General features: G+C 44.9%; 24 protein-coding genes and 1 tRNA gene. 20 read left to right on the top strand and 5 right to left on the bottom strand.

Annotated elements, in window-relative coordinates; genetic code table 11:
• Nucleotides 1–42 precede the first annotated feature (42 nt).
• From F9K33_02815 to dinB, 11 genes are all read left to right on the top strand, one after another.
• Nucleotides 43–948 (top strand): dihydrodipicolinate synthase family protein, encoded by a 906-nt coding sequence (locus F9K33_02815; protein KAB2881152.1) that lies wholly within the window; start codon nt 43–45, stop codon nt 946–948.
• A gap of 298 nt (nt 949–1,246) precedes the next feature.
• Entirely contained in the window at nt 1,247–2,683 is a 1,437-nt protein-coding gene (locus F9K33_02810) for an aldehyde dehydrogenase family protein (protein KAB2881151.1), read from the top strand.
• Between the two features lie 362 nt (nt 2,684–3,045).
• Nucleotides 3,046–3,687 carry a GntR family transcriptional regulator gene (locus tag F9K33_02805; protein ID KAB2881150.1) on the top strand — a complete coding sequence of 214 codons (642 nt, stop codon included), beginning with the start codon at nt 3,046–3,048 and terminating at the stop codon, nt 3,685–3,687.
• Between the two features lie 34 nt (nt 3,688–3,721).
• Nucleotides 3,722–4,723, top strand: a complete 1,002-nt coding sequence (locus F9K33_02800) for a 4-hydroxyproline epimerase (protein ID KAB2881149.1) — start codon at nt 3,722–3,724, stop codon at nt 4,721–4,723.
• A 116-nt stretch (nt 4,724–4,839) separates the two neighbouring features.
• Nucleotides 4,840–6,099 (top strand): FAD-dependent oxidoreductase, encoded by a 1,260-nt coding sequence (locus F9K33_02795; GenBank protein ID KAB2881148.1) that lies wholly within the window; start codon nt 4,840–4,842, stop codon nt 6,097–6,099.
• A gap of 48 nt (nt 6,100–6,147) precedes the next feature.
• Nucleotides 6,148–7,332 (top strand): aminopeptidase P family protein, encoded by a 1,185-nt coding sequence (locus F9K33_02790; GenBank protein KAB2881147.1) that lies wholly within the window; start codon nt 6,148–6,150, stop codon nt 7,330–7,332.
• Nucleotides 7,333–7,514: 182 nt separating this feature from the next.
• The gene (locus tag F9K33_02785; GenBank protein ID KAB2881146.1) at nt 7,515–9,755 is read left to right on the top strand and encodes an FdhF/YdeP family oxidoreductase; all 2,241 of its coding nucleotides are present in this window, start codon (nt 7,515–7,517) and stop codon (nt 9,753–9,755) included.
• A gap of 132 nt (nt 9,756–9,887) precedes the next feature.
• Nucleotides 9,888–11,459, top strand: a complete 1,572-nt coding sequence (locus F9K33_02780; GenBank protein KAB2881145.1) for a hypothetical protein — start codon at nt 9,888–9,890, stop codon at nt 11,457–11,459.
• A gap of 57 nt (nt 11,460–11,516) precedes the next feature.
• Nucleotides 11,517–12,707 carry a hypothetical protein gene (locus F9K33_02775; GenBank protein KAB2881144.1) on the top strand — a complete coding sequence of 397 codons (1,191 nt, stop codon included), beginning with the start codon at nt 11,517–11,519 and terminating at the stop codon, nt 12,705–12,707.
• A 46-nt stretch (nt 12,708–12,753) separates the two neighbouring features.
• A complete protein-coding gene (locus tag F9K33_02770) occupies nt 12,754–13,476 on the top strand; it encodes a hypothetical protein (protein ID KAB2881143.1) in 723 nt (240 codons plus the stop codon).
• Between the two features lie 122 nt (nt 13,477–13,598).
• Nucleotides 13,599–14,753, top strand: a complete 1,155-nt coding sequence (gene dinB / locus F9K33_02765) for a DNA polymerase IV (GenBank protein KAB2881142.1) — start codon at nt 13,599–13,601, stop codon at nt 14,751–14,753.
• A 5-nt stretch (nt 14,754–14,758) separates the two neighbouring features.
• Here the strand turns inward: dinB and F9K33_02760 are convergent.
• A tRNA-Sec gene (locus tag F9K33_02760) sits at nt 14,759–14,851 on the bottom strand.
• A gap of 127 nt (nt 14,852–14,978) precedes the next feature.
• Between F9K33_02760 and aroQ the strand changes: the two genes are divergently transcribed.
• Nucleotides 14,979–15,410 (top strand): type II 3-dehydroquinate dehydratase, encoded by a 432-nt coding sequence (gene aroQ / locus F9K33_02755; GenBank protein KAB2881154.1) that lies wholly within the window; start codon nt 14,979–14,981, stop codon nt 15,408–15,410.
• 56 nt (nt 15,411–15,466) lie between these two features.
• Here aroQ and sucD read toward each other — a convergent pair whose 3' ends face one another.
• From sucD to pgsA, 3 genes are all read right to left on the bottom strand, one after another.
• Entirely contained in the window at nt 15,467–16,528 is a 1,062-nt protein-coding gene (gene sucD, locus F9K33_02750; protein ID KAB2881141.1) for a succinate--CoA ligase subunit alpha, read from the bottom strand.
• 118 nt (nt 16,529–16,646) lie between these two features.
• On the bottom strand, nt 16,647–17,111 hold the full coding sequence (locus F9K33_02745; GenBank protein KAB2881140.1) for a phosphatidylglycerophosphatase A: 465 nt from the start codon (nt 17,109–17,111) through the stop codon (nt 16,647–16,649).
• A 35-nt stretch (nt 17,112–17,146) separates the two neighbouring features.
• Nucleotides 17,147–17,764 carry a CDP-diacylglycerol--glycerol-3-phosphate 3-phosphatidyltransferase gene (pgsA, locus tag F9K33_02740; protein KAB2881139.1) on the bottom strand — a complete coding sequence of 206 codons (618 nt, stop codon included), beginning with the start codon at nt 17,762–17,764 and terminating at the stop codon, nt 17,147–17,149.
• Between the two features lie 149 nt (nt 17,765–17,913).
• Here pgsA and F9K33_02735 point away from each other — a divergent pair, with 149 nt between their 5' ends.
• Nucleotides 17,914–18,663 (top strand): lipoate--protein ligase family protein, encoded by a 750-nt coding sequence (locus tag F9K33_02735; GenBank protein ID KAB2881138.1) that lies wholly within the window; start codon nt 17,914–17,916, stop codon nt 18,661–18,663.
• Here F9K33_02735 and F9K33_02730 read toward each other — a convergent pair.
• Complete coding sequence (locus F9K33_02730) at nt 18,623–19,369, bottom strand: RluA family pseudouridine synthase (GenBank protein KAB2881137.1); 747 nt, start codon at nt 19,367–19,369, stop codon at nt 18,623–18,625. The genes F9K33_02735 and F9K33_02730 overlap by 41 nt on opposite strands.
• 122 nt (nt 19,370–19,491) lie before the next feature.
• On the opposite strand from F9K33_02730, the gene rnhA reads away from it, so the two are divergent.
• The 7 genes from rnhA to nhaA all read left to right on the top strand — a co-directional run bounded on the left by rnhA (nt 19,492) and on the right by nhaA (nt 25,776).
• Nucleotides 19,492–19,947, top strand: a complete 456-nt coding sequence (gene rnhA / locus F9K33_02725; protein ID KAB2881136.1) for a ribonuclease HI — start codon at nt 19,492–19,494, stop codon at nt 19,945–19,947.
• 2 nt (nt 19,948–19,949) lie between these two features.
• Nucleotides 19,950–20,813, top strand: a complete 864-nt coding sequence (locus F9K33_02720; protein ID KAB2881135.1) for a lysophospholipid acyltransferase family protein — start codon at nt 19,950–19,952, stop codon at nt 20,811–20,813.
• Nucleotides 20,806–22,191, top strand: a complete 1,386-nt coding sequence (locus F9K33_02715) for a response regulator (GenBank protein ID KAB2881134.1) — start codon at nt 20,806–20,808, stop codon at nt 22,189–22,191. The genes F9K33_02720 and F9K33_02715 overlap by 8 nt, the downstream gene beginning before the upstream one ends.
• A 43-nt stretch (nt 22,192–22,234) precedes the next feature.
• Complete coding sequence (locus F9K33_02710) at nt 22,235–22,774, top strand: NUDIX hydrolase (protein ID KAB2881133.1); 540 nt, start codon at nt 22,235–22,237, stop codon at nt 22,772–22,774.
• Between the two features lie 7 nt (nt 22,775–22,781).
• Complete coding sequence (locus tag F9K33_02705) at nt 22,782–23,504, top strand: DUF1211 domain-containing protein (protein ID KAB2881132.1); 723 nt, start codon at nt 22,782–22,784, stop codon at nt 23,502–23,504.
• 105 nt (nt 23,505–23,609) lie between these two features.
• Nucleotides 23,610–24,581 (top strand): alpha/beta fold hydrolase, encoded by a 972-nt coding sequence (locus F9K33_02700; protein ID KAB2881131.1) that lies wholly within the window; start codon nt 23,610–23,612, stop codon nt 24,579–24,581.
• A gap of 13 nt (nt 24,582–24,594) precedes the next feature.
• Nucleotides 24,595–25,776 (top strand): Na+/H+ antiporter NhaA, encoded by a 1,182-nt coding sequence (gene nhaA / locus F9K33_02695; protein KAB2881130.1) that lies wholly within the window; start codon nt 24,595–24,597, stop codon nt 25,774–25,776.
• The last annotated feature ends 81 nt before the right edge of the window (nt 25,777–25,857 follow it).

Here is a 25,857-nt window from a genome sequence, read left to right as displayed (position 1 = left end):
GTATATATAATAATATTACGTTGTTTTTAATGGAGATAATGCATGACTAAAAAATGGGAAGGAATTTTTCCCGCGCTGACGACCAAATTTAAGAAAGATCTTTCTATAGATTTTTCCGCGATGGAGAAGCATGTCCAATTCCAATTAAATGCCGGAGTGCATGGTCTTGTTGTGATGGGTTCGCTCGGAGAAAATATGACCTTGTCACAATCAGAAAAATTAGATGTTGTAAAAATGACGATTGCGGCGGCGAAAGGGAAAGTTCCGGTGCTATCCTGCGTGGCAGAAACTTCGACGGCCAAAGCTTGCGAATATGCCGAACAGGCAGCGAATCTGGGTACAGACGGATTCATGGTTCTGCCTGCGATTCCATATCCGTCCGACCGGCGTGAAACGATCGCGCATTACCGTGCGGTTGCAAAGGCCACGGATCGTCCGATCATGATCTATAATAATCCGGTTGCATATAAAGTTGACATCACGCCGGAGATGTTTGTCGAGATGGCCGACGAGCCGCGGTTCGTGGCGATCAAAGAATCGTCGGATAATATTCGCCGGCTCACCGACATTATCAATTTAACCGGAAACCGATACCAAATATTCTGCGGCGTGGATGATCTTGCGATGGAAAGTCTTGTTCTCGGAGCCAACGGCTGGCTGGCCGGGCTTGTGTGCGCGTTTCCGCGGGAGACGGTGGTGCTGTACGAATTGATCAAGGCCGGGCGGATACAGGAAGCATTGCCGATCTACCGTTGGTTCATGCCGCTGCTGCATTTGGATGTATCGAATAAATTCGTGCAGAACATTAAACTTGTCGAACAGCTTGTTGGCGTCGGATCGGAACTCGTTCGCCCGCCGCGGTTGACGCTGATCGGCGAAGAGCGTGCGAAAGTGGAGCAGATCGTAAAGGCTGCGATGGCGAGCAGTCCGGTTTTGCCGAAGGTGTAAACTTTTGGTCTTAAGGTCTGCCCCGGAAATGCAGGAAACCAAGAATTTCCTTTCTTTTGCTCGTGCAAAAGAAAGGAACAAAGAAAAGCACGTAAGGCTATGGAAAAACGCCGGAACCAGAGTTCGCCGCTTTCAAGGTGGCAGAAAACAGTTCCAAAATTTTGATCCGTTTTCAAACTTAGTTAGTTTCACGTTTTCTGCCGATATTCTTATGCGAACTCCGGTTCTTATCCGGCGTTTTCCCAAGGCCAGAAATAGCCTTTAGAATAAACCGTTACAACTAAAACAGAAAAAAATCATGGAAACCAAAAAATTATTTATCAATGGCGAGTGGATTGACGGGTCGTCCCTGAAGCCAAACATCAATCCGTCGAATATTCAGGATACGATCGGTATGTATTCCGAAGGCGACGCATCTCACGTTGACATGGCTGTGACCGCAGCAAAGACAGCATTCCCCGGCTGGGCTTACAGCACGCCGCAACAAAGATTTAACGCGCTGGATTTTATAGGAAGTGAAATTCTGGCGCGGCAGGATGAACTCGGTCGATTGCTTGCGCGTGAAGAAGGTAAGACTTTGCCTGAAGCTATCGGCGAGGTGAATCGCGCAGGGAATATTTTCAAATTTTTTGCCGGTGAGGCGCTGCGAAATTCCGGCGATTATATTCCGTCCGTTCGTCCGAATGTGATCGTGGACACCGTTCGCGAACCCATCGGCGTCGTCGGATTGATCGTGCCGTGGAATTTCCCGATTGCCATTCCCGCCTGGAAGATTGCGCCGGCATTGGCGTTTGGAAATTGCGTCGTATTCAAACCGGCGGAACTTGTTCCGGGCAGCGCATGGGCTTTGACAGAAATTATTTCACGTTCCGGCCTGCCCAAAGGCGTTTTCAATATGGTCAAAGGACGCGGCACGGTTGTCGGCAATGCTTTGGTGAACAACTCCGATGTAGCCGGAATTAGTTTCACGGGATCGGTCGAAGTTGGCAGAACCATTGCCGCCAAGTGCGTGCAGCGTATGGCTAAAGTTCAACTCGAAATGGGCGGAAAAAACCCGCTGGTCATTCTGGACGATGCCGATCTGGATGTTGCTGTGAATGCGGCTATTCAAGGATCGTATTATTCGACCGGACAACGCTGCACGGCGTCCAGCCGTTTAATTGCGACGGAAGGGATTCATGATAAATTTGTTCAATCCATGATCGAACGAATGAAAAAAATAAAAGTTGACGACGCGCTTGCATCGGGAACGGATATCGGGCCGGTAGTGGATGAATCACAACTCGTCAAAGATCTGGAATACGTTAGCATCGGAAAAAAAGAAGGGGCGAAACTGATCTTCGGCGGAGAACGTTTGAAACGTGAACAAGAAGGGTTCTATTTCGGTCCGGCGTTGTTTACCGAAACAGATCAAACGATGCAAATAAATCGCGAAGAAATTTTCGGCCCCGTCGCGACTGTTATTCGCGCGAAGAATTATGACGAAGCGCTTGCGATAGCCAATGATACGCCGTTTGGCTTGACTTCCGGTATCTGCACTCAATCGTTGAAGCTTGCCAATCATTTTAAGCAACATGCGCAGGCCGGCATGATCATGATCAATTTGCCGACGGCCGGGATTGACTATCACGTTCCATTCGGCGGACGTAAAGGTTCCAGTTATGGCAGCCGCGAGCAAGGTTCCTATGCAAAGGAATTTTATACGACGGTCAAGACAACGTATACGATGGCGTAATATGTTACGCAGATAGTAAAAATCCACTTTTCTTTCTTTTGCTTGTGCAAAAAGAAAGAAACAAAGGAAAGCACATTGGCCGGTGAAAAGATAGCTGAAATCTTCGTTCAAGCCCTAAACAAAACAAACTCGCCCGCCTACGACAAGCCTTCGACGGGCTCAAACAATGTTTTGTTTTTAACGGGCTTTCACTTCGATTTCTTTACGGCATTTTTTCAAAGGCCGAAAACAGATCGTAATTGAATGTTTTATTCATATTTGACTTAGTGTCGTCCGGTGTCTAACATTTTTTTATGACGCAGTCGTCTCTGTAAAAGGGAAAGGCACTATTGAGGTAAGAAATTAATTGAAGAGATTATCAGGTGAATAATTCAACTACACTCTCAAATCAGGCCTACGATCTGATCGAAGAAATGATCGTAACCCTTAAACTCAAGCCCGGCAGTGTTATTGCTGAGGCAGATTTAATGCGCGAGATCAAAATCGGGCGTACGCCTATCCGTGAGGCATTGCTGCGTCTTGCTTCGGAGCACCTCGTTGAAACACTCCCGCGCAAAGGGATTATTGTCAGTGAAATTCATATTACCGATCATCTTGCGCTATTGGAGACGCGGCGCGCATTGGAACGTATTATTGTTGCCAAGGCTACGCGACGAGCGACGGCAGAACAAAGAAAAACGTTATCTGAATTTGCCGCGCTGATTGAATCCGCCGCTGAACAAAAGAATCTGAATTCCTTTATTCACATTGATCATGAGTTTGACCATATTCTGGGTGAGGCTTGCCGTAACCCTTTTGCGGCGGAAGCTTGTTCTCCTCTTCGCGCCCATTGCAGGAGATTTTGGTACCGGTTTCATCATGATGAGGATCTCTCGGAATCTGCAAAGCTCCACGCGGCCATCATGCGGGCGATTGCTGATAATGATGAACTGAAGGCCGTTGCAGGATCGGACGACTTGATGGATTATCTTGAAAGACTCACGCGCGAGGCAATTGATAAGTAACACTATGATCTCGAATTTATAACTGAATTTCTTTATGTCAAAAAAAACTTTTTCATGTATTGATGCGCATACGTGCGGGAACCCGGTTCGGGTAGTGACCAACGGCGGGCCGTTACTGGATGGGAACAGCATGAACGAACGCCGGCTTCATTTTATGAAAGACTACGACTGGATCAGAACCGCTTTGATGTTCGAACCGCGCGGACACGATATGATGTCGGGAAGTATTTTGTATTCTCCGACATTGCCGGATACGGATTGCGGGATTTTGTTTATTGAAACCAGCGGCTGTCTGCCCATGTGCGGACACGGGACGATCGGAACGGTTACCGTTATGATTGAAGAGAGCCTTGTTAAGCCGAAGACGCCGGGTAAGTTGCGCCTGGAAGTTCCTGCGGGAATTGTTGATGCTTATTATACTATCGAAGAAAATAAAGTCAAATCGGTACGAATTGTAAATGTGCCGTCGTTTCTTCATTCAAAAGAACTCACAGTCGATTGCCCTGATATTGGCGAGATCACACTGGACGTTGCTTACGGCGGAAATTTCTATGCGATCATTGATCCTCAGAAGAATTTCAAGGGTATTGAATATTTTTCAGCCGCGGATCTTATCCGCTGGAGTCCGGTCGTGCGCAAAAATATTAATGAAAAATACACATTCGTTCATCCCGAAAATCCGACAATAAAAACGTGTTCGCATATTGAATGGACCGGCGCGCCAAAGCATCCCGAAGCCCATGCGCGGAACGCGGTATTCTACGGGGAAAAAGCAATTGACCGTTCGCCTTGTGGAACCGGCACGTCTTCCCGTATGGCCCAATGGTCTGCTCAGGGCAAATTAAAAGTCGGGGACACGTTCGTTCATGAAAGTATTATCGGAAGCCTATTCCGCGGGCGCGTTGATGCCGCAACAAAAGTAGGCAACTACGAAGCGATCATTCCGAGTATTGAAGGGTGGGCGTATGTTACCGGGCATAACACGATTTTTATTGATGATGAGGATCCATATGCAAATGGGTTTCAGGTTATATAGGAAGTATCGCCACTAAGGATCAAAGACACAAAGGAATACAAAAAAATATTTGAATGAAAAATCTTTGTGGCTTAGTGCCTTCGTGGCTCAAAATGATTCGTATTGGAGAATTTTAGATGGAACAGAAATTTGATGTCATCGTCATAGGCGGCGGCGCCATTGGAATTTGCTCAGCTTATTATCTTAGTAAGAACGGATTAAGTGTCGCGGTCATTGAAAAGAACGAAATTGGTAAGGAAAGTTCATGTTCGTTCGGCAATGCGGGTTTGATCAGCCCAAGCCACTTTGTTCCGCTCGCCGCACCGGGCATGGTCGCCAAAGGCTTGAAATGGATGTTCAACCCGGAAAGCCCGTTCTATATTCATCCGCGTATGGATGACGAATTGCTAAAATGGTTATGGCGTTATTTCAGGGCGTGCAATGAAAAAAAAATGCGCCTCGGTATTCCGATATTGCGTGACCTGACAACAGAAAGTTTGCGGCTGTTCGAGAAGATCAATTCCGATGAAAATATTTCCTACGGGTTTGAGCACCGCGGACTTTTGATGTTGCATAACACCGTCGCCGGTGAAAAAGCGAATAAGCATGAAGCGCATCTTGCGGAAGAAGTTGGCGTCGAAGCTCGGCTGCTCAACAATGAAGAGCTTAATGAACTGGAACCTAACGTGAAAATTCTTTCCCGTGGCGGATTATATTTTCCCAATGACGGGCACTTGATCCCGGACCAATTTCTTAACGCGATGGCAGAACTGGCAAAGAAAAACGGCGTTGCCTTTTTCCCAAAGACCGAAGCGATGGGTTTTGAGAAAAAAGAGAATCGGCTCGTGTCGGTCGTTACGCCAAATGGAAAAATAGGCGGTAAAGAATTTATTTTGGCCAGCGGATCGTGGGCGCCGCTGCTTTTAAAAAAATTGTCGCTCAACATTTCCGTTCAACCAGGAAAGGGATACAGCGTTACGGTTAAGCAGCCCGCGCATCTCCCTAAAATTCCGTTCATTCTCACTGAGGCCCGCGTTGCGATCACGCCGATGGGTGGCGCGCTCCGATTTGGAGGAACGCTGGAACTTAGCCCCATTAATTTAACGATCAACGAACGCCGTGTTAAGGCGATATTGAATGCAGTGCCGGCGTATCTGGATGACATGCGTTTGGATGCAGTGAATACGAAAGATGCCTGGGCAGGATTGAGGCCGTGTTCACCCGATGGATTGCCGTTTATCGGAAGATTTGAGTCCGTACCGAACCTGATCGCGGCGACAGGTCATGCTATGTTAGGAATTACGCTTTCGCCGATCACCGGGAAATTGGTATCGGAGATCGTGGCGAATGAAAAGACCGTGGTGGATATTTCGCAATTGAAACCGGACAGATATTGAAACGGCTTCTGATTGAATGATAGATGTGATTTCAGAAAGGATTCCGATATGCTGACTCAAGAAAAAGTTAACCAAGCGAAAGCAATACTAAAGGAATTCAAAATTGACTGCTGGATCACGTTCACACGTGAAAGCGCATTGAACGGCGACCCGACGCTTCCGTTTCTGATTAACGGCGATGTTACCTGGCATTCGATGTTTATTATAACGTCTTCGGGAAAAACGTTTGCTATCGTTGGCCAATATGATAAAATGGCCGTCGAAGACCTTGGAGCGTACGATGAAGTGATCGGCTACGTCGAAGGAATAAAAAGCCAGTTTATCGAGACTCTGAGAAAAATTAATCCTTCTTCTATTGCCGCGAACTATTCTATGGGAAGCGAAATCTGCGACGGGCTAACGCACGGCATGTATTTAACGTTGTTTGAATTCTTATCAGAAGCAGGTTACGAAGACCGGTTGATCCCTGCGGAGAAAATTATTTCAGCGCTGAGGCAAAGGAAAACGGTAACGGAGATTAAATTAATCAAAGAAGCCATTGTCAAAGCTGAAAGTATTCTTGATGACGCGGCACGGTTTATTAAGCCCGGCGTGACGGAAAACGAAATTGCGGATTTTATAAAAGAAAAAGTTAGGCATCAACATCTTGATCTGGCTTGGGATGAAAAAACCTGTCCTTCGGTATTTACAGGGCCAGAACATGCCGGCGCGCATTACCATCCGACGGAACGCGTTGTAAGGCCCGGCCATGTTTTAAATATTGATTTCGGCGTTAAGTTCAATCACTACTGCTCCGATCTGCAACGAACATTCTATATTCTAAAAAAAGGTGAAATGCGCGCGCCTGAACCGGTACAAAGAGGTTTCGATACAATTGTTGAGTCCATTGAATTATCCCGCCTTGCGCTAAAACCTGGTGTGAAAGGCGTGGAGGTTGACAAGGTTGCGCGTGAACATATCGTAAAAAACGGATATGCGGAATTTCCGCATGGCCTCGGTCATCAAGTCGGACGGTTTGCGCATGACGGCACGGCTCTGCTGGGCCCCGCGTGGGAGAAGTATGCACAAAAACCGTTTCAGTTGATCGAAAAAGGCATGGTATTCACCATTGAGCCGCGGCTGACTGTGGAAGGATACGGCGTGGCGACGGTCGAGGAAATGGTGTTGGTCGGGGATAACGACGCGGAATTTATATCCCATCCGCAGAAAAAACTGCGGCTCATCGCCTCGTAATTTATCTCCCGCAGATATCGTTGATATTCGTTGTCTGATGCCTGCGATAATTAGCGTAATCTGCGGGACATTGACCCGGTAAAAAGTTGTAGCATTTCGAATTGTCCTTATCTATCTTCATTCTATAGTAATCCCTCGAAAACACATTTTTTTTAAAAGAACCTTACGGCAAAAAGTCCTTCATGGATCATCGCATCAAAAATTCCAGCCTCAAAAGACTTTGGGATCCGCGTACATGGGTAAGTCTGTCACCCAACGGTATCGGCAAAACCAAGCCCAATCATTTTCTGGACATGGCAAAAATAGTCTGGGAAAACAGGAGTAATCTGCGTTATGCTTGGCGCGTACTTTCCAAAGGCGTTTGTGACGGTTGTGCGCTGGGAGTAGCAGGATTTCACGACTGGACCATTGAAAGTACGCATTTGTGTATGGTGCGATTGAAGTTACTCCGGCTCAACACCGCGCCGGCGCTGGATTACAAACTATTGGAAGATGTGGAACGATTAAAAAGAATGGACAACAGGGAGTTACGTGAACTCGGACGTCTGCCGTACCCAATGATCCGCAAAAAAGGTGAACAGGGATTTGCGCGAATTTCCTGGAATCAAGCATACGAGCATATTGCAGAGAAAATTCGTGTGACCGATCCAAAACGCCTTGCGTTTTATCTTACGTCGCGCGGTATTACCAATGAAGTGTACTACGTTGCGCAAAAAGTGGCGCGGTTTCTTGGGACAAATAACGTCGATAACTCAGCGCGCATCTGTCATTCGCCGAGCACGGTTGCGCTGAAATCTACGATTGGCGCGGCGGCGACGACGTGCAGTTATACCGATTGGTTCAAGACCGATCTGATCGTTTTCTTCGGATCCAATGCGGCGAACGATCAGCCCGTAACGATGAAATATTTATATTATGCGAAGAAGAACGGAACGAAGGTCGTATGCGTCAACCCCTATCGCGAACCCGGAATGGAGAATTACTGGGTTCCGTCGGTAACCGAAAGCGCATTATTCGGAACCAAGATTACGGACGAATTTTTTCTCGTTCATACCGGCGGCGACATCGCTTTTATCAATGGCGTAATCAAATGGATGATCGCAGAGAATTGGCTTGATAACAACTTTATCAAGAATTATTCCTCTGGTTTTTCTGATCTGAAAAATTATCTGGAGAATGAATCGTGGGAAAACCTTGAAAAGTATTCCGGCCTTTCACGTGTCCGCATGAAAGATTTTGCCGCTCTGATGCATAAAGCAAAAAGAGCCGTTTTGGTATGGAGCATGGGCATTACGCAGCATTCCTGCGGAAGCGACAGCGTTCGCGCTATCGTCAACCTTGGACTAACCAAGGGATTTGTCGGACGCGAAGGATGCGGTTTGATGCCGATTCGCGGCCATTCCGGCGTTCAGGGCGGCGCGGAAGTTGGAGCTTATGCAACGGTTTTTCCGGGTGGCAAACTTGTTACTCCGGAAAGCGCAGCGGAATTATCAGAAAAATACGGCTTCAAAGTTCCGGAACAGCGGGGACTTACTGCCGTGGAAATGATCGACGCCGCTTCAGAAAACAAGATTGACATACTTTATCAGGTTGGCGGAAACTTTCTTGAGGTATTGCCCGATCCTGTTTTTGTTAAGAACGCGATAAATAAGATTCCGCTGCGAATTCATCAAGACATTATTCTCACCAATCAAATGTTGATGGAGCCTAATGAGGCGGTGCTGCTGCTCCCGGCGAAGACACGGTACGAACAGCGCGACGGCGGAACGGAAACAACGACCGAAAGGCGGATCATATTCAGCCCGCAGATCGAGGGAAATGATATCGGCGAAACTAAGAGCGAATGGGAAATTTTGATGGAACTGGCTGAACATGTACTACCCGAGCAAAAAAATCACATTGACTTTGAGTCCGGATGGAAGATTCGAGATGAAATCGCAAGAATAATTCCGATGTATGACGGCATTCAAGACCTGAAGAAAAGCGGCGATCATGTGCAGTGGGGCGGAATCAGGCTCTGCGACGGCTGGAAATTTCCAACGGCAAACAATAAAGCCAATTTCACGTTGGTTAAACCAAAGGAACTTAATCTGGGCCCAAATCAATTTCTGGTTTCAACGCGCCGGGGAAAGCAGTTTAACAGCATGGTTCAAGACAACAAGGATCCATTGACCGGCGCGGAACGCGACGCGGTGTTGATCAGCGCAGAAGATGCGGAAAATCTTCGTTTACAAAACGGGGATGCAGTTACACTAAGCAACAAAGGCGGTACATTCAAAGGAAGAATCAAAATTTCATCGATTACCCCGAAAAATTTACAAGTGCATTGGCCAGAAGGTAATATTTTACTGCAACGCGGCGTGCTTGATCCTGAGGTTTTGATACCGGATTTTAATTCAATTGTGGAAATCAGGATGCCTTAAGTAAGATTTAATATACAAATTCATGTAGAAATCTATTGAAATGTTAAACATGTTGTTTTACATTTACAGCATTAATCCTTCGCCCTCAGTGAGATCTTTTCTGAGGCACATTACCAAAATCCGGAATTTACTATGATCTCAACCGCCCATTCGATTTTTTTGAGTATTATTTTTACGGCTCTTCTTTTGATACTTGCCGATCGAACCGCCAGCGCTCAGGACAAATTTTACAATTATTATGATCGGGGCCTCAATTACATGGAGAAGGGAGACTGGAACAGAGCAATCGAAGAATTGAGAGCCGCTATTTCGATTGAATTCGAAGACAAAAAAAACAAACGAACGTACGGCACACGCTTCATAGAGTATTACCCTCATCGGGAACTTGGAATTGCATTGTTAAATGCCGGCGACGCGGAAAATGCGAAAAAGGAATTGGATCTTTCGATCGCTTACGATAAAACTAAACGCGCTCAGGAATATCTTGGCAAGCTTACCGGCAGTAATCTTATATTGGCCGACTATCAGACCCGAAAAGAAACGGAAGAAAAAAAGACCAAAGCTCAAGAGGAATTGATCAATATAGAATTAAAGAAAAAGGAACAAGAAAAAGCAGTGTTGGATGAAATGCAGCGAGGGCTTGAGATTCAGAAAAAAGAGCAGGAGCGAAAGAAACTCGAAAAAGAAAAACAGTTAGCCGATGAAATAAAGCGTCTTGAAGAGGACAAAAAGACAAAAACATCCGAAGAACAAAAGAAGAAGCTGCTTGAAGAAGAAAAACGACTAAAGGCAGAAAAGGACAAGGTTGACAAAGAAAAGGAAATTCTGGCGCAGCAGAAAGCCGAACAGGACAGAGCACTCATAAGCCAGCAGATCAGCTTGGAGGCACAACAAAGACAATTGGAAGAGGACAAAGAAAAGCTGAACAAGGAAAAGCGCATGCTTTCAGAAAAAAGATCGACGCCAAATGTGAGCGGCCTATTTGCGGGCGCATTGACCTACGACCCCTCTAAAGTGACTCAGGTCGGATCACGATTGTCGATTGCCGTATTGCCGTTCACTACGAAAGGGCAGGCAGGTAACGGTGGTGAGTCGATCACGGAAAAAATGATCACACAGCTTGTAAACATGCGCCGTTTCCGCGTTATAGAGCGCGGCGCAATAGATCAGGTCATCAAGGAACAGAATTTCGGCATGTCCGATATGGTGGATGAGCAGGCCGCCGTGAAAGTCGGTAAAATCGCCGGTGCGGATGCGATCGTCTTAGGAAGTGTTAATGTCGAAACCGGTTTTGCAAAGGTCAGCGCGCGTTTGATTGACACGGAAACGAGCGAAACCATTGTGGCGCGTGAAGAAAAGAGCGACATGACATCTACGAACATGGTCGAGTCATTGGTAGAGAAAGTGGCCATTAATGTATACAACGATCTCCCGCTGGTCGAAGGATTTATTGTCAGCGTCGAATCCGATCTAATCTATCTCGATATTGGAACGTTGGTCGGTATTCGTAAAGGGTCGAAATGCGTGGCGTACCGGGAAGGCGATCCGATCAAACACCCGGTGACGAAAGAAATTTTGGGGAAACGCGTAACTAAATTGTGCGAATTGGTTGTTATCGAAGTTCAGGAAAAATTGGCTGTAAGCAAAATCGTCGGAAAGGCGGAAGGAGATCTCAAAGTTGGAGATAGAGTGGTCGTGAAATAGTCGAGAGTTTTATCTTATTAACTTAAATGTCCAATTAAATAATACGAGGAGGTGCCTATGATGAAGAAAGGTTTCTATGCAGCAATTTTGATTGTCTTAATGTCGCTCACCAACAGCGCTTGGGGCCAATTGAAATTTATGGATATCATCGGGTCCGGTGCACGCGCAGAGGGCATGGGCGGCGCATTTATCGGCCTGGCAGATGATGCAACCGCGCTTTCGTGGAATCCGGCGGGACTAACTCAATTAGAAAGGCCGGAAGCGTCATTTGTTTTTAGACAATCATTTGATACTTATAAGTATACAGCTCCCGGTAATAAACTCACCAGTTCTGCAAATCATCCGGCATTTAACTTCGGCAGCATCGCATATCCAATGAAGCTTATGGATAAAAAATTTACTGTCGCCATTGCATACCAGAATCAGATCGACAACTTTCTGTACACGAAGGACAAAGATGTTTTCAAAGAAGACCAAACCGGTGGAATCAATACCATATCGCCGGGCCTTGCATTTCAGGTCATGCCCGCTTTATCAGTTGGCGCCTCCTTCAATTTGTGGACCGGAAGTTCCGAATACAAATACGATGATTATGTTGATCCTCTTAACTCCTTTTCATACAAGGACGATTTCTCCGGATTTAATTATCAAGTAGGTGTTTTGGCCGATCTGGAACAGACAGGCGCCAAACTGCCCATGCGGATAGGCGTATCTTATCGCGCTCCATTTGAAATGACTGACAAGTGGAAATACGGAGGTGAAACTACGAAATACAAATGGGCATGGGAGTTTCCAATGATGCTGGGCTTTGGAGTATCCTATCGCGTTGGTGACAATTTGACTCTGGCTGCTGATTATGAATTGAGAGCCTTTGGCAAAAGCAAAGTAAAACAAATAGATGACCCAAGTGATCCTGGAGGAGAATTTAATCTGAGTTCAAGTAAGAAAGATTTAAATCCGATCAGGGTCGGGGCAGAATATTTGGTTATAACCGATAACTGGGTAATTCCCGTGAGAGCAGGATTTAAGACCGTTCCGACATTATTTGCAGACATCAAAAGCAACGGAGATGTAGGCAGCCAGGTTACCGGCACGGCGATATCTGTAGGATCAGGCCTTATTTTTAAAAGTTTCGCAATTGATCTGGCTGTTACCCGAAGAGCTTTTGAGGCTAAAGATCTGAACGCCGATGACAAACAAGAATTTTCATATATAATTTTTTCAAGTTCAGCGATTATTTATTTTTGACCATAAGTCTGATCTTGATTCCTAATATTATTTTAGGAGGAAAAAAATGTTACAACTGAATAAAGAATTTAAAGCCGTTGTGTGGGTATTGGCTGTCACGTTGTTATCTATCAATGGCTGTACTTCCAAAACAAGCGGAAGTTCATCAAAACAATTCGATATCATTTTCGTAAACAACCTTTACACCGATATAGCATTGACGCTGACTGGAGAAGGTAGCGATGTTATTGCGCCCGGCGACAGTGTTATTTTTACATTGAATGAAAACCCGGGTTCATTCGGATATACCGCAGAAACGTCCGGCGAGACATCCGGTGGAACTCAGATCGGACTCTTAATAACGTGGAATTATCCCGATATTGACGTGTCGACGCTCGAATACAAAAGGATCAACCTTATTCTTACGTCCAGTTATTTTTTTATGAGGATGAGGAATAACGGTTCCCATGTATTGTCGCCGATTTATGTAAATTACGGCCTTACTGATCAGACGATGGACAATATTTCCATTCCTTTTGATAATGTCTTGTATAACATCGGTTATTACCGCGCCTATTCTAATACGCAAGTGAGAGGTTACTGGACCGGGACATCGACCTATGCTTATTGGGATCAGGGTACGCATTTCACTTTTCCTGGAACCAATAATCAGGCGGTAACATTCCTGAATACTTCGAAGATCATCGCAGGCCAACCGTCGGTATTGATTGAATCTTGGGACCAGCCATTGCGAACAGAAGGCGAGATCGTGGATATGGTTAATAACTAGCGACCAGAATTTTGACATGAATGCTAGATCCCTTCGACACACTAACGGTCGAAGGGATTTTCTTTTTCATGAAAATAAGATATATTAGTTCATAACTAATCTGATACTTTTATAGTAAATTTATGCCAACTGTCCGCATCGCCCACATAGATCTCACCGCCTTTTTTGTTTCCGTGGAGAGACTGCTGCATCCCGAATGGGTCGGCAAGCCGATCATGGTTGCGGGCAAGGCAGAACATCGCGGCGTCGTGACCTGCGCCTCGTATGAAGTTCGAAAGTTCGGTGTACGCGCAGGTATGGCGACAGCTATTGCAGAGCGGAAATGTCCGATTGCGATCCGCGTGGACAGCCATCATGATGCCTATGAAGAATATTCACGCAAAGTTCGCACCTATCTGAAGAAGTACTCGCCGGTATTTGAACCGGCCAGTATTGACGAGTTTTATATTGATTGGACCGGGTGTGAAAAACTTTTCGGTGGAAGTATTATTTCCTTTGCTGAAAAGATCCAAAAGAATATTCTGGAGCAATTTGGCTTGCCAAGCGCCATGGGGATCGCGTCAAACAAAGTTACGGCGAAGATTGCGTGTGATTTTGCCAAACCTTACGGAATCAAAGAAATTGATTTCGGCGCTGAAGCCGTTTTTTTAGAGCCTCTCGATGTAAAAGTATTGCCGGGTGTGGGGGAGGTGATGCTAAAGCAATTGCACCGTTTTAATATTCTAACGTGCGGGCAATTGGCACAACTGGCTCAGGATTTTGTTGAGGAAAATCTCGGGATGTGGGGTCTGCATATTCAGGGATACGCTCAGGGTAAGGGTTCGCAGGAACTGTCGGTAACGCGCGAACAGAAGCAAATTTCTACAGAAGAGACTTTTGCCAAAGACACACGCGACAAGAAATTCTTACATCAGACCTTGCACGAGATGACGTTGAAGCTGTCAGAGATTTTACGACATTCAGAAATTAAAGCGCGATGTGTTCACCTGAAATTGCGTTACTCGGACTGGGTGGACCACACACGCCAGGTGACCGTAAGCCCGACGCACGACCCGGCGGTGATATACAAAAAAGCGCTTCAACTGCTGGCAAAAGCCGATACCCGAGGATTGCCTATTCGCCTCATCGGCATAGGATTGTCACGGTTTGGTGAGGAGGACGCGGCGCTGGATTTGTTCGATGAAGATACTGCCAAACGCGAACAAATGCTCAAAGCGGTGGATGGGATTAATTCCAAGTTCGATAAAACGGTTGTACAAATTGGTACGGCGGATTGAATTTGCGGGAGTATGTGGGAATCGAACCCGACCTTCCGCCTTTCGACGGATCAACGGTTTTGAAGACCGCGGGCGCCACCAGGCAGCCGGATACTCCCAAGTATGGACTGGCCAAAGATACTACCGCTTGAGACTTCATTCAAGTGTTGTGATCAAAAATAATAACCGTTGCTAAACATCGTCAGCTTTACTACAATGTGAAAAACATGAAATCATTTTATGCCAATCAAAATTCTAATTCTAAACGGGCCTAATCTCAATTTACTTGGAGAACGTGAGACGGGAACTTACGGCAAAGAAACGTTAGCCGTTATTGAGAAAACACTGACGAAAGCATTTAGTAAAATTCAGTTTGAATTCAGGCAATCCAATGTAGAGGGTGAATTGGTAAACCTGATCCATGCCGCAAGAAAAAAGGATAGCGGGATCGTCTTTAATCCAGGAGCGTATACCCATTATTCTATTGCCTTGAGGGATGCAGTTGCGGCAGTTTCTATTCCTGTGGTAGAAGTTCATTTAACTAATATTCACGCGCGGGAAGATTTTCGAAAGAACTCCATGATAGCACCCGTTTGTATCGGGCAGATATCAGGGTTTGGAAGTTACAGTTACCATCTCGGAGTTGCAGCTTTATTGCGTCATCTCGAAAAAAAGTAACTCGATTTTAAGTAATGGTGTAAAAAAAGCCCCGACAGAATCGGGGCTTTTAAATTTTATCTCTTCTTATGTTTCTTCTTGTCCTTTTTCTTGTGTTTCGGCTTATCCCTCTTCTTTTCTTTTTTCTGTTTCTTTTTATCTTTTTGGGAAGTTTTCTTAGCCGCTTTCCTCTCAGTTGTCTTTTCAACCTTCTTTGCAACTACTTTTTTTGTCTTCACTTTAATTCCAAGCGCCTCAGCCATGGTAATGCCGATATCGGCGGGGCTTTTCACAACGGTAATGCCGGCCGCTTTGAGCGCCTTCATTTTTTCTTCAGCAGTACCCTTTCCGCCGCTGATGATTGCGCCTGCATGTCCCATACGCCTTCCGGGAGGCGCTGTCTGTCCTGCGATGAACGCTACTACCGGTTTCTTGTAATTCTTCTTCACCCACGCGGCGGCCTCTTCTTCAGCCGTTCCGCCGATCTCGCCGATCATCACGATGCCGTCCGTATCACGGTCGTCGGCAAATAATTTAAAAGCATCCACGAAACGCGTTCCAATCACGGGATCGCCGCCGATACCGATGCACGTCGATTGACCGATCTTAAGAGCGGTTAATTGTCCCACGGCTTCATAAGTCAATGTTCCGGACCGCGAGATAACACCGACCCTGCCGGGGCGGTGGATGAATGCGGGCATGATTCCTACTTTGCACTTTCCGGGTGAAATTACCCCGGGACAATTGGGACCGACGAGATGAACGTCTTTATCTTTTATATAGTTGTAAGCGCGAACCATGTCCGACGTCGGAATTCCTTCGGTGATACAAATGATAGTTTTAATTCCCGCTTCCGCTGCTTCGATAATTGCGTCAGCCGCAAACGCCGGTGGAACAAAGATTACAGTAGTATTTGCCCTGGATAGCTTGACGGCATCGGCTACGGAATTGTAAATCGGCACTTCATACTTGAGCTTATCTTTTTCGTTGCCCTTATATTTTAATCCGCCTTTACCGGGCGTAACGCCTGCAACGACGTATTTTCCATACGCCGTCATTTGGCTCGTATGAAAAGTTCCCTCTTTCCCCGTTATCCCCTGCACCACAAGCCGCGTTTTCCTGTCAACAAGCACACTCATTTTTTTCTCCAAAATAAATATTGGTAACGTATATTAACTCTAGTTGCAGCGGTGGATGAATCGTCCTCGTAGCCGCTGGTACTTTGCATGATGATTTGCGCTTTTTGCTTCTTGGAATTTATACTAACCACACTATTACTTGCAAAACAAGATTGCTCCATACGCCCGCCACGACATCATCCATCATTACACCCCATCCGCCCTTGAGTCGTTGCATACGATTCGCACCCAGCCATTTTGTGATATCAAAAAACCGGAACAAGAGAAATCCGGCAAAAATTAGATATACTGTTTTAGGTATCAGAAGTAATGTAATGCCCATTCCGACCATTTCGTCAATGACCACACAGGCCGGATCGTGTCCGTAATAAGATTCGACCCGCCCGCTGGCCCAAACCCCGGTCAAAAAAACTGCGGCTATTATAAGAAAAAAAATAAAGTGAATCAATACAGAAGGTGTGGACGGGAAAAAAAGATAATAGAGAATAATAGCGAGAATACTTCCGGCGGTTCCCGGCGCTTTAGGCGCAAATCCGGTTCCTAATCCTGTTGCCAAAATTTTAGGCAAAATATCCATGTTGATGTGATGTCAATCAGGTTGGCATTAAAAAGAGTGGATCAGGAATTCTTAAACACAAACGAAGCCAAGCGGCGCAAACTGTCACGATTTTGATACAAATAAATCAGCCCTGAAACGGCGGTCAAAACGGTTACGAGCAACATACCCGCGTAAATAATTTCGTAATGGAGCATGACAGAAACGGTTTTCTCAATATATCTTCCTACATCCATGGCGAATTGCGTGAGAAGTGATTTTAAAGCAATAAACAGCAGTATCACGATAATCATCGTCATTTGAGTAAATGTCTTGGTTTTTGCCAGAAGGTTAGTGATCATCGGCTTGCCTCTGCGCATATTATAGGAGCGAAGCCCCGTTACAATGAAATCGCGCATGACAATGACCATGACCATCCAGAGTTTTACAATTCCAAGATACACAAACGAAAAAAATGCCGATAATACGAGGATCTTATCTGCGAGCGGATCGAGAAATTTTCCCCAGTCCGAAGTAATTCCGTAGCGCCGGGCCAAATATCCGTCATACCAATCCGTGAGCGACGCAAGGCCGAAAATAAGTACAGCGTACAATTGCCACCCGTCCTCCAATAGACAGATAACAAATAGCGGCGTCATGAGTATACGGATAACCGTAAGTATGTTTGGTATTGATTTCATCCCGGCTTTATAGAATTTTTCTTGAAGGCGTGAAATAAAATATTGTATCACACCGAACGGCTAAGTACATTTAGCTTATAGAATGTATATTCTTTTTATTCCCAAGGCAAGTGATTTCTTGTTAAATCTTTATAATAAACGGTTCAAATATGGTCTGGAATTTCATCGACACCGGATTACATGCCGGCAAGTTTAACATGCTATTAGACGAAAGCATTGCCGAAAAAGTTGCTAACGGCAGCGCCCCATCCGTATTGCGTTTTTTTCAGTGGCATCCCTACTGTATTTCACTTGGAAAAAACCAAAAGATCGTGGAAATAAATACGAAAAAATGCGAAGAAGAAGGCGTCGATTTGGTCTATAGACCGACAGGAGGGCGGGCCATTCTGCACGCAGAGGAATTGACATACAGCGTCATTTTCAATGATGATATTTCAGGCAGCATTGAAGAAACGTATCGTCAGATCAGTGAGGCGCTCGTGCAAGGATTACGAAAGTTAGAAATTCCGGCGGAGGTGGCGCCGGTGCAGGCGGATTTTAAGGCGTTGTATAAACAGCCGTCGTCTGCAGCATGTTTTTCGAGTTCGGCCAAATATGAAATACAAGTAAATGGGAAAAAACTGGTAGGAAGCGCTCAGAGGCGATTTGCCGGTTCGGTACTGCAACATGGCTCTATACTGATAGGTTCGTATCACCGGCAATTGACAGAGTTTCTGAATTTGGATGACACAGAAAAAAGAAGGATGTCCCGGATGTTGCAGGACAAGACGATAGAAATTGAACAGATTAAAAGTATAGATTTGGATGAACTAAAATTACAGCTTAAGCTGGCATTTGAGGAGCGGTTCGGAATTATCTTCAGAGAACCGGAAGAGGGCTTAATTTCCTTAACTGTTTAATAGTACGGTCAAAATCCTTCGGCACGGGTGCTTCTATAGTGACCTGCTCTTTCCGCCGAAAGTGATAAAAGCGAAGAGATTTTGCGTGGAGGGTTAATCGCGCGATTAAGGGCTTCTCAATTTCACCGGTCTTGATCTTATATGTTTTTTTAATAGAGGAAAGCTTGATACCTTCCGCATGTCCATACAATTCGTCCACCGCCAAAGGATGGCCTATGGCTTTGAAATGAACACGGATTTGATGGGTTCTGCCGGACAGAGGCACTGCTTCGACCAGAGTATAATTCAAATATTTTTCAATGACACGGTATTGCGTGACAGATTTTTTTCCATAAGCCGTATCGATTCTCATAGTTCCGGCCTTGCCGGAGTTCTCACCGATTGCAAGATCAATAACACCTTCCGCATCGTTCAACACACCCTGCACAAGAACCAAATATTTTTTTTGGACCTGATGGCCTTCAAACTGAAGGTTAAGTTCCTTATGCGCAACTGCATTTTTTGCAAATGCGATCACACCGCTCGTTTGCCGGTCGATGCGGTGAACGATAAACACATCTCCATACTTGCTTTTCAGGATATGATACAGATTAGGGATGGCTGGATCAAAACGGTCAGGCAGAGTTAGCGTACCTGCGTATTTATTTATTAAAATATAATCCTCGTCTTCTGATAGAATTTCAAAGGATTTATGCCGCTTTTCCATGCGCAGAACTTATAAAACGAGTTCTCTTATAACAAGCTAAAAAGAATCATTATTGAAAATATTGAAGGATTCAGTTATGTTGGTTCAATGATCGTGTTTTTAATCGTACAAGGATCTTACCTATGACCACTGCAGCCATACCCCATGTTACCATTTATACTGACGGTGCTTGCAAAGGCAATCCAGGTAAAGGTTCGTGGGCAGCCGTTCTTTTGTTTGAAAATGTGAACGGCAAGGTCAAAAAAGAAATTTCCGGAATTCAGATGCAAACAACCAATAACCAGATGGAATTGACCGCGGTGATCGAGGCTTTGCAGTGCTTGAAACAGCCGTGCAAGGTAACTTTGTACTCGGACAGCGCCTATATTGTGAACGCTTTCCGGCAGCGCTGGATCACGAATTGGCAGCGCAATGGCTGGAAAACGAAAACCAAAGAACCGGTAAAAAACAGAGAATTGTGGGAAAACTTGTTAAATCTCTGCGCCCGGCATGACGTGACCTTTGCAAAGGTAAAGGGACATGCCGGAGTTCATTATAATGAACGCGTAGATGAATTGGCCAACCTCGCACTGGAATAGATGTGTCTGTGATTCTTAACAAAATTAATTCGGCATTTGAATATTCGTTTGTATGGATTGTGCAGTTAATGCTGGGTCTGCTTTCCTACAGACGAATTTCGGACGCCGGAGCTTTAGCCGGACTTTTTTTTGAACACATTGGAATTCGTAAAAAAGTAGCGGTTGAAAACATTCTTCGAAGCAGCCTGCCTATCACATTAGACAAAGCATCACAACTCGTTTCAGACAGCTACAAACATTTGGGGCGAACTTTCTTTGAGCTTCTGGCATTGGACCGGATAGACCTAAAACAGGATCGAGATTATGAACTTATACTTCCGGACCGGTTTTACGATCGGATATTGTCAGGCGCTATTTTCGTTTCCGCGCATGTCGGAAATTGGGAATTGATGGGAAAGATTTTATTTGAAAAAAGAATTCCAATAGCCGTAATAGTTAAACATCAACAAAATGAAAAAATCGACCGGCTGATCAATCGCCAAAGAGAAAAAGCAGGCATGGTCGTAGTTTACGAAAATGAAATTATGAAACTCAGACGGCTTATTGAGGATAAATATTGTATAGCCCTGCTTTCCGATCAGGATTTTGGCGACAACACTGTTCCGGTTAATTTTTTGGGACAGCCGTGCTTCGCTACGGAAGGCCCCGTATATCTTGCGAATAAATTTAAGGTTCCTGTTTTTGTTTGTTTTGCAGTCAGGCAAAACAAATATTTTCACCGTTTTGAGGTCAAGGCGTTCGAGCTAAATACGTCGCTTTCCATGGACGGGCAAGTTCAATCCTATACGACAGAAATTGAAAAAATCGTTACGGCGCATCCTGAACAATGGCTTTGGCATCATAGGCGCTGGAAAGTTCATGCTTGATTTAAATTGGCGTATTCCGTATACTCTCATACGATACGCATATCAAGGTCAACACTATCCTAATCTCAGCATGTCACTAAAAAGACTTCCACAGACTGACAATGAATCGGTAACGGAGGAGACTGTATTGCCGCAAAGCGATAAAGTTGAAATACTTATTGTGGATGATGAAGAGAATGTACTTAAAGTCCTTAGCCGAATTCTTGCCGATGAATACATAGTATATGCCGCATCCAGCGGGAAAGACGCGCTTGAAATCCTGGAAGCGAATCAGAATATTTCGCTTATCGTATCCGACCAACGCATGCCTGTAATGTCCGGAACGGAATTTCTTAACCGTTCCATCAGCATCAAACCCGATTGTATCCGAATCATTCTCACCGGATATACGGACGTAAAAGATCTGATTGAATCAATCAACGCAGGACGCGTTTTCCAATACATTACTAAACCGTTCGAGCCTGATGACCTTCGAATCAGCATTAAACGTGGCGTAGATTTCTATTTCAAAAGCAAAGAGCTTGAAAAAGCGCACGCGGAGCTGAAGGAGACTTATCAATCTCTGAAGGATGCTCAGGAACATCTGATCCGTTCCGAAAAAATGTCCATGCTGGGGCAGCTTATGGGGAGCATTGCGCATGAGATTAGGAACCCGATCAATAACATTAACAATTCTACGAAACTACTGACATTTGAGTGGAATGACGTCAAAGAGATTCTGACTGAAGTTCAGGAAGTGGTTAGCGGGAAGCTTTCAGCGGAAGATCTAAGAAAGTCCTTTTCGGAAAGATCCGATGTTGAAGAGTTAATGCAGGAATTCGAGTCCGCCGTGACTATTATTAATCATTCCTGTGACCTGGTAACGGATATCATTGAAGACTTGCGCGGATTTTCAAGGTTGGATGATGCCGAGTTTGTTAAGACGGATTTGCATGCTCAGATTGAACGCGCATTGTCTTTGTTACATTCAAAATTCAAGCACAATGTTGAATTTGTCAAAAAATTCGGCACAATTCCCAATGTTATGGGCCTTCCCGGTCCTATTTCCCAGGTGATGATCAATATCATCAACAACGCCGCGCAATCGCGATCGAACGACGTTAAAGTTCAAATCAACACTTACATTGAAGGCGACGACGTGGTTGTAGACATTGCGGACAATGGGATGGGCATTTCCAAAGAAAATCTTGACAAGATTTTTGTTACCGGTTTTACAACAAAAGACGCGCATGAAGGCACCGGCTTGGGTTTACCTATCACACAAGAAATCATTAAAAAACACAACGGCAAGATAACGGTTGAGAGTGAAGTAGGGAAGGGTTCTTCGTTCAAATTATTTTTCCCGATCATGCAGCCCGCCTTATCAACCAAAAAATAGATTTCGTCCCGTCAGCTTATTTTTACTCATTTGTGAAATTTCAATGCACCGCCAATTTCTCCTGGAAAAATTAGCCTCCTATCGTGCGTCTAATGACGAAGAAAAAAAAATATTAAATGCGACGACACAATTTGTTAAGACGCATGCGAATTGTTTGGAACGACATTTACAAACAGGACATATCACCGCCGCAGCCTGGATCGTCAATGCGGATCGTACGCACGTACTGCTGACGCATCATCGGAAGTTACATAAGTGGCTTCAATTGGGAGGACATGCGGACGGGGATCCGGATGTTTTGCGCGTTGCGATTCGTGAAGCGCAGGAGGAGTCCGGCCTCGATGTCTTTGTTCCGGTATCGAAAGACATATTCGACATTGATATTCATGAAATTCCACCATTTAAAAGTGATCCTTTGCATTTACATTACGATATCCGTTTCATACTTGAGGCGGATATGCGAGGCACGGTAAAAGTAACTCACGAATCTCACGATGTTCAGTGGATACCGCTAAATAAAGTGCAAGATTACACAAGCGAAGCCTCAATAATGCGTATGATAAAGAAAACTTGTTTAAAGTGAGGTTAAGATGATAAGAGAAAATTGGAGCAGGAAGGGAATCGGATCGGAAATTAATTTCAGATGGCGCGGGAAAGAAGTAACGCGGATCGAAGGATTCAGCGATGCTGTTTTCGCATTTGCAATAACCCTGATCGTGGTTTCATTGGAAGTGCCAAAAACTTTTTCACAATTATTCGATACGATGCGCGGTTTTTTTGCATTTGGGCTTTGTTTTACCATACTTATTTGGATATGGTACTCACATTATAAATTCTTCAGGCGTTACGGACTGTCCGACATTTTTACGCTGACGCTCAACGCGTTTCTTCTATTTGTTGTGCTGTTCTATGTATTTCCCCTGAAGTTTGTTTTTTCCTACGTGATCAACGGCCTCCTTTTTCCAAATATGGCAGGACACCATGTGGTGGGCGCTTCCGAAGTTGGAACCATGATGTTGATCTACGGTTCCGGGTTCTTTTTAATTTTTATGATATTCGGCGCGTTGCATTGGCATGCTTATCGTTTGCGTGAATCTCTGGAGCTTAATGTGGTTGAAGTATTCATGACAAAATCTGCAATACAATCCTGTATTCTACTGATGTTAATTGCCATTGTATCGATACTGCTGGCTTGTTTTGAAAGTACTTTTATCAGCGGTTTTCTGGCCGGCATGACCTACGGATTGATTGGACCGACACTTGCCATTCACGGGTGGAGGCGAGGCAAGCGATTGAAGGCATTGATAAGATAGACTTTCGCCGCTGTACGATTTATCAAACCGACAAAATATACATAACATAACGGTGGCGTTAGAATTGCAAACCGGATGTTTGTATTCAACCAAACGTAAGAATTAATGCCTATTATTTGGTCAGATTACGTAGCGCCTCCGTTTTTTGGAAATACGCATATCCAGACAATATTTCCGTCACTATTTAGAAAAGTAAATGGTATTCATTACTTGCGGGAGCGCATCGCCACGCCTGACGATGACTTTCTCGATATTGACTGGTCGAGAATAGGCTCCAAATCGGTCGGAATTCTTTGCCATGGTTTGGAAGGCAGCACGGACAGGCATTATATACGCGGAATGGCCAAGGCGCTGAACGACAGCGGGCGTGATGCGCTTGCGGTAAATTTTCGCAGCTGCAGCGGCGAGCCGAATAAACAAGCCAGATCCTATCACAGCGGAATTTCCGAAGATGTGGAATGCGTTGTGCAACATATTATTCGGCAAAATAAATATGATGAAATGGTGTTGATCGGTTTTAGCCTTGGCGGCAATGTTATTCTGAAGTATCTGGGTGAACGGGGAAAACAAATTCATCCGATAATTAAAAAGGCGGTTTGTTATTCCGTTCTATGCGATCTCAAGGCAGGAGCTATTCGCATGGAGGCGCCCGATTGCAGAATTTATATGAAGCGATTTCTGAAAATGTTGCACGAAAAAATTAAAGCTAAAATGGAAATATTTCCAGGCCAACTGGATGATGATGGATATGATAAAATAAAAACATTTCGTCAATTTGATGATCGATATACGGCGCCGATGAATGGTTTTAGAGACGCTGAGGAATATTGGGCGAAATGCAGCTGTAAGCCATTTATTCCAAATATTGCCGTACCCACGTTACTTGTAAGCGCAAAGAATGACCCGTTTTTTGCTCCGCCTTGTTATCCTATAAACGAGGCAAATGGTAACCCGAATTTTTTTCTTGAAATACCTACATCCGGCGGGCATGTAGGATTTATCAGCTTCGGCCATAACGGAATCTATTGGTCGGAACGAAGAATGGTTGAATTCTTAGAATCAGATTTGGACTCATAAGAGGAGTGTTATTATGAATAGCCCAACAGAAAGTTCAGACAATTCATTTAAGGAATTTCTTGATTCAGAAAAGAGCGGCGGTATTATTTTGTTGGGCTGTGTGGTCATCGCGTTAATTATGGCGAATTCACCGCTTCAAGATTTATATTTTGGAGTACTTAAACACCGAATGGGAATCGTATTCGACGATTTTGTTCTAAAGAAATCCATAGAGCATTGGATCAATGACGGGTTAATGACGGTGTTTTTCTTTCTTGTCGGATTGGAAATTAAACGGGAAGTCATCAAGGGTGAACTGTCCTCTTTTCAGAAATCATCTCTGCCAATATCGGCTGCTTTGGGCGGTATGGCCATCCCGGCAACGATCTTTTATTTGTTAAATGACGGTGAAGAAACCGCACGCGGGTGGGCGATTCCTATGGCAACCGATATCGCATTTGCGTTGGGGATATTATCCCTGCTTGGCAACCGGGTTCCAAACTCGCTTAGGGTTTTTCTTGCTGCGCTGGCGATTGCCGATGATCTCGGCGCTATTATTGTCATCGCTATTTTTTATACAAGCCAGGTTCTTTGGACGAATGTATTCCTATCCGGTATTGTGTTTTTAGTGCTCCTTGTTCTCAACAGGGCGGGCGTGAGGAATCAGTGGGCCTATCTGGTTGCGGGAGCATTCTTATGGTATTTTGTTTACAAGTCAGGGGTTCATGCAACGGTTTCCGGTGTGTTAGCCGCCTTTGCAATTCCAGCTACGGGAAATACCGGCGAATCCCTGCTGGAAGAACTTGAACACTTGCTACACAAGCCGGTTAACTATTTTATAATGCCAATTTTTGCTTTGGCAAATACCGGGGTGATATTAGAAAGCCATTCGATGGATGGCCTTGGCTCGCCGTTATCCATGGGTATTCTTTTTGGACTTGCGATAGGAAAACCAGTAGGTGTTTTGATATTCTCGTGGATTTTAGTCTTAACGCGCATTTCGATACTGCCTGAGAACGCCAACTGGAGACACATAGTCGGGGCAGGGCTTTTGTCCGGCATCGGATTTACGATGTCTATTTTCATAGCTCTCCTCTCATTTCGGCAGCCCGAATATCAAACCATTGCCAAAATTTCCATATTGATCGCTTCCGTTGCTTCAGGCCTTGCCGGATTTGTGATTTTGCGCAGAACAAAAAGTATGGAGCCTAACTAGATACATTAACCCAATCACAGATAACAAGGAAATGCAATGAGCAAATCACTATTCAAAGGCAGCTTGCTGGGTGGATTAGTT

Source organism: bacterium, assembly GCA_008933615.1.
GTDB lineage: Bacteria > CLD3 > CLD3 > SB21 > SB21 > SB21.
The sequence above is the reverse complement of the archived record's forward strand: the minus strand, read 5'-3'. Positions and strand labels throughout refer to the sequence as shown.

Coding starts and splice junctions, on each gene's coding strand:
- F9K33_02715 (KAB2881134.1), top strand. CDS start 20,806: ATGCTTGATTTAAATTGGCGTATTCCGTATACTCTCATACGATACGCA.
- F9K33_02790 (KAB2881147.1), top strand. CDS start 6,148: ATGCTGACTCAAGAAAAAGTTAACCAAGCGAAAGCAATACTAAAGGAA.
- F9K33_02800 (KAB2881149.1), top strand. CDS start 3,722: ATGTCAAAAAAAACTTTTTCATGTATTGATGCGCATACGTGCGGGAAC.
- F9K33_02795 (KAB2881148.1), top strand. CDS start 4,840: ATGGAACAGAAATTTGATGTCATCGTCATAGGCGGCGGCGCCATTGGA.
- nhaA (KAB2881130.1), top strand. CDS start 24,595: ATGAATAGCCCAACAGAAAGTTCAGACAATTCATTTAAGGAATTTCTT.
- pgsA (KAB2881139.1), bottom strand. CDS start 17,764: ATGAAATCAATACCAAACATACTTACGGTTATCCGTATACTCATGACG.
- F9K33_02700 (KAB2881131.1), top strand. CDS start 23,610: ATGCCTATTATTTGGTCAGATTACGTAGCGCCTCCGTTTTTTGGAAAT.
- rnhA (KAB2881136.1), top strand. CDS start 19,492: ATGACCACTGCAGCCATACCCCATGTTACCATTTATACTGACGGTGCT.
- F9K33_02730 (KAB2881137.1), bottom strand. CDS start 19,369: ATGGAAAAGCGGCATAAATCCTTTGAAATTCTATCAGAAGACGAGGAT.
- F9K33_02810 (KAB2881151.1), top strand. CDS start 1,247: ATGGAAACCAAAAAATTATTTATCAATGGCGAGTGGATTGACGGGTCG.
- dinB (KAB2881142.1), top strand. CDS start 13,599: ATGCCAACTGTCCGCATCGCCCACATAGATCTCACCGCCTTTTTTGTT.
- sucD (KAB2881141.1), bottom strand. CDS start 16,528: ATGAGTGTGCTTGTTGACAGGAAAACGCGGCTTGTGGTGCAGGGGATA.
- F9K33_02780 (KAB2881145.1), top strand. CDS start 9,888: ATGATCTCAACCGCCCATTCGATTTTTTTGAGTATTATTTTTACGGCT.
- F9K33_02710 (KAB2881133.1), top strand. CDS start 22,235: ATGCACCGCCAATTTCTCCTGGAAAAATTAGCCTCCTATCGTGCGTCT.
- F9K33_02815 (KAB2881152.1), top strand. CDS start 43: ATGACTAAAAAATGGGAAGGAATTTTTCCCGCGCTGACGACCAAATTT.
- F9K33_02775 (KAB2881144.1), top strand. CDS start 11,517: ATGATGAAGAAAGGTTTCTATGCAGCAATTTTGATTGTCTTAATGTCG.
- F9K33_02785 (KAB2881146.1), top strand. CDS start 7,515: ATGGATCATCGCATCAAAAATTCCAGCCTCAAAAGACTTTGGGATCCG.
- F9K33_02770 (KAB2881143.1), top strand. CDS start 12,754: ATGTTACAACTGAATAAAGAATTTAAAGCCGTTGTGTGGGTATTGGCT.
- F9K33_02705 (KAB2881132.1), top strand. CDS start 22,782: ATGATAAGAGAAAATTGGAGCAGGAAGGGAATCGGATCGGAAATTAAT.
- F9K33_02735 (KAB2881138.1), top strand. CDS start 17,914: ATGGTCTGGAATTTCATCGACACCGGATTACATGCCGGCAAGTTTAAC.